The following is a 7573-nucleotide window of genomic DNA, read 5'->3' as shown; positions in this document are numbered from 1 at the left end:
CTGGTCATACCCTGATCACGACCGCTCCCCCAATCGCTAGACAGTCCCAAGCCGGCAGCCGGGACCTGCTGAAACAAAACAAACCCAGCGTATGTCGGGACGGGACGGAGATCGCCCCGCGGACCGCGACCAGGCGGTGAACACTCCACCGCTGGAAAAACCGCTCCGCCAGTCCGAAACGGTTCGCCAACACTGGCGTATCGGAGTTCCTCAAGGTTGCATGACCGGCAAGGCCGCTCTCGCTTCAGCGAGGAGAGCCAGTCAGAGCATCGATTTTGACACCGCTGAGACAGTGCATGACCGCGGGGTCTGTGACCGAGCCGCCGACCCAAAGATGGTCCGCACGACCAGGAGTTCGAGCCGTGGAAAATCGATCGGAGCCCTTTGTTCCGGGTACCGCAGGGTGGCGGCAGCCCCCCGCGGTACCCGGAGGGCAGCAACCTGTTCAGCGGTTTGGGGCTTGGTACCGGCCTCCAGCCGTCGTTCACCCCTCGCCGAGCAGATCGGTCAGCTGTCTGGCGAGCTGTTCAGGCGTCAGGCTGGGATAGATATATCTGACCACCTGCCCTTGGCTGTCCAGCAGATAGATGTGTGTGGTATGCGCCATCGCCATGTTATGCAACCGTGTCGCGTCGTCAGAGGCGGAGCGGATTCTGATCCGCTTGGCTGAGCCGTCAGGAATAGCCGCCCCTGCCTGATGGACGTTGGACGAGACGGCTGTCTCTCCCACAGTTCCTGTCTCGTTTTGGAGGGGGGTCTGGTGCGAGATGTGGCCGCCATGGGCTTCGTCTGTATCGACGCCAATTTCCCCGGCCCCCTCTCTGACGACCTGGTTCTGCATCACATAATCGCGACGGACCCGGAAGCGTGCCGCGATGTCGTAGATTTCCTTGCGGGATCCGGACAGCCCAATCAGGCGGGGATGCTGCTTGGCCACAAAAGCCGCGAGTTGCTCCGGCCCATCGTTGCGATCGTCAACGCTGACCATGGCGATGTTGACCTGATCGGCCTTGTCCCCCATCAGGTCGACAGCCATCCCCAGCTTGGTGCCGATGATGGGGCAGATGTCGCCGCACTGCGTGTAGCCGAAGTAGAAGGCGGTCGCCTTGCCTTTGAAATCGGCCAGAGTGACTTTGCGCCCTGTATGGTCGGTCAGACTGAAGTCACCGCCGAGCTGCTTCGGTTCCGGCCAGCCGCTGTGGGCGCCGTAGCCGCCGTGGCCGCCCGCCTGCTCGGCGCTGACGGCGGGAGCCGGGCCGCCGTGGCCGGAAGCAGGTCCGGCTGTTTGTGCCGCCTGATGGTGGCCGTCGTGGGCGAAGGTCAGCGACGCACTAAAATACAGGACCGGCCCCCCCATCAGGATTCCGGCAACCGCAGCCGTTCGCCCGGCCCGCTTGAGATGCGTTATCGTGTACATGATCCGTGATCCCTATCAGGCTGCGGTAATCCTGGCGACTGCCTCGCCATCAAAATGCTTCCTGTTCGTGACCCAGTGATGAAAGCTGCCGGTGATCCGATAATCGCCGCGCGGAATCTTCGGGATCCAGAGTGCGTAGCGCTGCGCCACCGCAACCTCGAGCCTGGTCCCCTTGGGCAGGAGCTTCGGCCTGCCGAAAGCCCCTTTCGCGCTGTTGCTTCTGAGCGGGCGCCCGTCCACCTCGACGATCCAGGCGTCGATCTCAAGAGTGACGTAGAGCTTGCTGTACGAGGCGTTGGCAAGGCGGACCAGGACGTTGCGCCCGGCGGTCGCCTTCGTGACGGTGCGCGTATCCGTCTGAGTTTTTCCGTTGTGGACGCCGTTGATCAGGAAGTAGGTCGGATTGAACTTGTCGAGCCCGACATCGTCGCCGCACATGCCGGCATTGTGATCGAGCTTGTGCCATCTGGGATCGACGTCGTCGAACACCAGGATCGATTCCGCCGCATAGGGAGCGCCGACGGTGATCCCGGGCGCCTCGGTCGTTGAGGCGGGATCAAAGGGGTCGTACAGGTACTGCGGGTTGTTCCGGTCCGGGCTCGTTGTGGTCGGGTCGATGATGAGCACGCCATACATGCCCATTTCGAAGTGCAGCACCGTGTTCTTGTGGCAGTGGTAGAGGTAGGTACCGGCCTGGTGGGCGCACCACTGGTAGGTATAGCTGCTTTTGACCTCGAACGAGGTGTGGCCGACGCCGTCGTTCATCGGGGTCGGTTCGATGCCGTGCCAGTGGATGGTGTGGGCACCCTTGCTTGGCTTGAACTCGCAATGGAAGATCTGGCCCTGCTTGACCCGGATGGTCTTGGACGGCCAGGGCGAATCGCTGCCGGAGATATCGGGATCCTTGAAGCCCCAGAACTGCAGCTGCGAGCCGTCCTTCATGTTGACGTTCCAGTCAGAGACTTGCCGGCGCAGGAAGACCTGCCGGGTGGTTCGATCCGGTGTCGCGGGGTCATTCTCGAAGGGATGGCAGCCGAAGGTATCGAATTCCAGGGGATCGGAAATGGGACGGTAGAGGGTTGTCATGGGGCACGTCTCCAGGGCCTTCGGTCCGGTGCAATACAATCGCCGAAGGTCGTCTCATATTGATTGAATAGGGGGGCAGGGTGCCTGCCGGAACCGTCCGGCAGGCCGCGGCTGATCCTCAGCCGGTTGCCAGGGGCCCGTCGATATGCCAGTCGGTCACTAGCCCCATCGGATAGGAGCCGCCGGCGGAGGTTTGGGAAATCTCGTTGTGGCAGTGCATGGGATAGCGCAGCGGATATTTTTCCTGCGCCATTTTCCAGGGTGCCGGTGGCAGGTCGGGCGGCATCGTGAAGGGCAGCAGGACGTCCTTGATCATCATCGGCGGCATCAGCCAGACATCGTGCTCGAAAAGATTGTCCTGATACACAGGCGCGCCATAGGCGTCGCTCTGCGTCAGCACGAAGACATGGTTGCCGTGGATATGCGGGGAATGGGTCGCCAGCCCGGCATTCATCGTGCGCAGCAGCGCCGGCTCACCCACATGTCCGGTCGGGCAGGTTGCCTTGTCGTGGGCCGAATCCAGGCCGCACAGTCCGTTGATCGTGAAGTAGCGTGGATGGAATTCCTCCAGGAATTCCGACGCCGAAAGGTTGTCGCCGGCGGCGATCCGGCGGCACAGGACCGGGTCGATCTGATTGAAGATCCAGACGTACTCGCGCCCGGGTTCCCACGCCTTGCCGGGGAAACGGGCCGGCAGGCCGTTGATTGTTTTTTCGCCAAGAGCCTTGAAGAGATCCTTGAGGCAGGCGGGCGCCACAGTGGGCGCGTAGGGCATCGGCTTCTTCCTGGTCTTGCCGTCGGCATAGCCGTTGCTGGGTTCGACGATCAGGGCACCGTGCAAGCCAAGCACTCGATTGATCGGGGCGTTGTCGCCGTCGATGTAGAAATACGTTCCCGGAAGGCCCGCGACGAATTCAATGCGGACTTTGTCCTCGCCGTCGTCGTCGTGAGGCGCCAGGCCGGTGACGGCGGACATCGACTGGCCCAGGATCTGAAAGCCGTGCGACCTGGTGCTTGAGTTCCGGAGATCGATGCGAACAACGTCGCCCTGCTTGACCCGGAGAATGGGCCCCGGAATTGACGGCGGCTGACCGACAGGTGCGAAGGCGTACATCGGCACGACGCTGCCGTCGATCAGTTCGACATCAACGTCGACGATTTCCAAATCGAAATCGGCGTCGCCGTCGGATGCGGCATCGCTGAGGTCGGTTGTCTTTGCAGTGAGCAGCGATGGCAGCGAGGCTGTAGTCACGGCCGCGAATACACTGCCATACTTCAGGAAATGACGTCTGAGCATAGATAATCACTCTTTTAGGTAAAAGAAAGACGGGCGTTAGGACAATTACAGTCGATTATCTAACGAAAATATCGATCTTGTATTTAGAACACTTACGACAGTTATTTATCAAAATTACTCATCCGCTTAAAATAGTGGCACTGATAATTATAGGTTCTCTTTTATTTTCTGATACGTCCAGAAATCTGGATAAAGCATTCTTCTGAATAGATAAGCCTGTGTGCCACCTTGATTGGAAAGGTGAGACGCCTGCTAAGGAGTCGATGATCGGCAAATGTTTGCCAGCCGGAACAGGGTCACCGGATGGGTTTGATCGAGATGGTCTGACCTGAGGTCATGCGAGGTCTCTTCTGAAAGCTGTGACGATGGACCCACCGCAGGAACGGTGGGGCGTTCGATATCTGGTCGAAGAGATATTGCACGAAAGGTTACGAGCAATAAACGAAAATTTAATCCTTTATCGCGGAAAAATCGGCCTATGAAGTGTGATCGATTGCCGCAAGCACCTCATGCTTTTGATATAGAAGTCCATTTTGCACAATTAGGCGACGTATCTGCGGCTCTGGCAAGCAGCACCGTTAACTGTTCAAGAAAAAGTTCATGAAGCTCCGGTGCTTCCTGCCAGGGTCCTTCCATGTGTGACTTTTTTCTCATCTGATGAACAGGATTTAGGCGTCCCGGACTCGGTAGACGCAACTTATTTCCTGATCCTTCAAGTACAACCCATAAAGCATAAAATTTATCTTAAGGGTTAGATCGCTGTTGGGGCTACCCGAAACCCACCGCTTTTGGCAACCATTTGTTCATAATTTATCCTATCGAGAGCATTATGACCGACATTGCTGAAGACTCATCGTCTGAGAGCGTCAGGCCGACGCCCTCACATTCAGGTTCAGATTTTCCCGCTGCATTCCGGTCAGAAGGTGTTTCTGCTGGCACCGGAGCAGGAAGCGAAGGCGCGGCTCTCGCTGCTCCAAGCGCGGCACACCTGGCCGGACCGCTGGAGCTGCGTCCGGTCGATCCCGGATCGAACGGCGGCCGCAAGGAGGCAGCCTTCATCGATGCTTCGGTAGCCGACCACCAAATTCTGGTAACGGGCGTCCGTCCTGGTGTCGCGGTGCTCCTGCTCCAGAACGGTACCAGCGGTCTGGCGCAGATGGCGGCCTGGGCAGGGGAGCGCAGCGGCTACGACGCCATTCATCTCCTCTCCCACGGCACGCAGGCTCAATTGCATTTGGGCAATGACGTCTTTACCGGTGCCAGCCTGTCGTCGCCGACGGTCCAGGAGCAGCTGGCCACGATCGGCGGTTGCCTGAACGAAGACGGCGATCTGCTGATTTACGGCTGCGAGATCGGCAAGGGCAACGACGGCGCAGGGTTCGTGACAAAGCTTGCGGCCGCAACCGGCGCCGGCGTGGCCGCCTCCTCCGGCCTGACCGGCTCATCCGCAGCAGGCGGCGACTGGGTGCTGGAGACAATCAGCGGCGGTGTCACCACCGAGGCTCTCAGCATCACCAGCTATCCATTCACCCTTCTGCCGGCGATCTCTTCCTACAGCGGCGGGATTAGCGCCACCAACACCTATTACCGCCCCTGGACGCCCGCCGATATCGCCATCGTGAAGGAAGGCGGTACCGAGGCAACCGACACAGTTTATACCGGCGATCAGATTACCCAGACCTCGTCCAAGCTTTACAACTACGCGCTTGCGACCTTCATTCCCACCTCGTCGGGAACATTCACCTTCTCAGTCCCGGCAGCCGACCTCTCCGGTTCGACGACCGATGCCGGCGATGTCTTCATGGCCGTCTATCAGTCGAGCTTCGACCCGAAGGATCCGCTGAAGAACCTGCTCTATGCCAATGACGACAGCGCGAGCGCCGAGTCTGATTTCAGGTCCGAGATTGCCGACGTTCCGCTGAACGCCTTCGGTCATTACATCGTAGTGATCACCTCGTTCAGTCCCAGCGCCACCGGAAGCTTCACCATCGAGGCGACTGGACCGTCACTGGGCACCTGGGCAGGACCGGACGCGGACGCCGTGCCCATCATAACATCCGGCGACGTTGTCTCATTCCTGGAAAACGGCACCGGCACCGTCTACGCCGCCACGGTCAACACCCGCTCGGCCGATGGCGCAGTCGCCTACACGCTCGGCGGCGCCGACGCCGCCCTGTTCACGCTGAACAGCACCACCGGCGTCCTCACCTTCAAGACAGCGCCCGATTTCGAGACCCCCGCCGACAGCAGCGGCGACAACATCTATAACGTAACCCTTTCCGTTAGCGACGGCAGCGGCACCGCCGTAAAGGATATCGCCATCGCCGTCACCGATGTGGCTGAAAGTCCGATCCCGGCCATTACGTCGACAGCGCTGACCAGCAGTGCCGCGCCGATCCTGACCGGCACCGCCAAGCCGGGTTTCACGGTCACTGTCGAGGTCGCGGGCGCGACCTATGAGACTGTGGCAGGCCTGGACGGGCGCTGGAGCCTCGACCTCGGTTCTGCAGTGCCGCTCACCGGCATCCTGGCGCTCGATCCCAACGGCGCCAACAGCGTCACGGTAAGCGTCGGCGCTACCGGTAGCACCGAAACCGCCAGCCAGACACTGATCATCGACACCACCGCGCCGATCCTGGCGATCACCTCGAAGCCGGTGACCAGCGATACGACCCCGATCATCACCGGCACAGCCGAGGTCGGCTCCGTCGTCACCGTCAGGGTGGAGGACGCGACCTATTCGTTCACCGCCACCAACAGCACCTGGAGCCTCGACCTGAAATCCGCAGTGCCGCTTTCCGGCATCCTGGCACTCAACGACAACGGCACCAACAGCATCTCGGTGACAGCCAGGGATCCGGCGGGCAACACCAGCTCCACCACGCAGACACTGCTGATCGACACCATCGCTCCGGCCGTGGCGATCACCTCGGCGCCGGTGACCAGCGATACGACCCCGATCATCACCGGCACCGCCGATACCGACTCCACCGTCATCGTCACGGTGGCGGGAGCAACATATTCCACCAAGGCCAGCGACGGCGTCTGGAGCGTCGATCTCGGCAGCGCCAAGCCTGTTGCCGGCACCCTGGTACTCGACGCCAGTGGCGCCAACACGATCTCGGTGACCGCCACCGATCCGGCAGGCAACATCTCGACCGTCCCGGCAACCGCGACGCTGACGATCGACCCGTCGGTCCCGGCCGTGGTGACCACGTCGGGAGTGCTGGGCGGCAGCACCTATCACCGGCCCTGGACACCGGCCGATCTGGCACTCGCGGACGGACAGGGTGCCGATGCCACCCCGACCGTCTACCGGGGCAATCAGATCACCGCCACCTCCGATCTGGCTTACTCCTACGCGGCGACGACCTTCACGCCGACAAAGGCGGGCCTCTTTACCTTCACCATCTCAGCGGCTGAAATCCCGGACGCATTGTTCGGCTCCGACGTCTTCATGGCTGTCTACAAGACGAGCTTCGACCCTAAACACCCGCTGAACAACCTGATCTACGCCAACGACGATACGTCAGCGCAGGACTACAGGCCCACCATTCCCGACGTTTTTCTCGAACCCTTTACCCGCTACATTGTGGTGGTGTCGGCCAATGATCCGGACGTTACCGGCACCTACACGATTGCGGCCACGGGTCTGGCCGGCGGGTCCTGGATGGAGGCGGACACCGGCGGATCCCTGGTCATCACCTCGGACCCTTCGGCTGTCTTCGCCGAGAACGATACCGGTCCGGTCTACACCGCCGAGGTCAGCGCCG

General features: G+C 60.8%; 4 protein-coding genes. 1 reads left to right on the top strand and 3 read right to left on the bottom strand.

The annotated features are described in order from the left end of the window. Positions 1-484 precede the first annotated feature (484 nt). The 3 genes from N826_RS41150 to N826_RS37935 form a co-directional block, all read right to left on the bottom strand. A complete protein-coding gene (locus N826_RS41150) occupies positions 485-1417 on the bottom strand; it encodes an SCO family protein (RefSeq protein ID WP_052832793.1) in 933 nt (310 codons plus the stop codon). Positions 1418-1432: 15 nt separating this feature from the next. Beyond that, positions 1433-2503, bottom strand: coding sequence for a multicopper oxidase domain-containing protein (locus tag N826_RS41145; RefSeq protein ID WP_052832792.1), 1071 nt, complete (start codon positions 2501-2503; stop codon positions 1433-1435). 118 nt (positions 2504-2621) lie between these two features. Then, entirely contained in the window at positions 2622-3800 is a 1179-nt protein-coding gene (locus N826_RS37935) for a cupredoxin domain-containing protein (RefSeq protein WP_052832791.1), read from the bottom strand. An 829-nt stretch (positions 3801-4629) separates the two neighbouring features. Between N826_RS37935 and N826_RS37925 the strand changes: the two genes are divergently transcribed. Next, the coding region (locus N826_RS37925) for a DUF4347 domain-containing protein (RefSeq protein ID WP_157599426.1) at positions 4630-7573 on the top strand (2944 nt) is incomplete at its 3' end.

The organism is Skermanella aerolata KACC 11604, from assembly GCF_000936425.1.
In the GTDB taxonomy this organism is placed as follows: Bacteria; Pseudomonadota; Alphaproteobacteria; order Azospirillales; family Azospirillaceae; genus Skermanella; species Skermanella aerolata.
The sequence above is the reverse complement of the archived record's forward strand: the minus strand, read 5'-3'. Positions and strand labels throughout refer to the sequence as shown.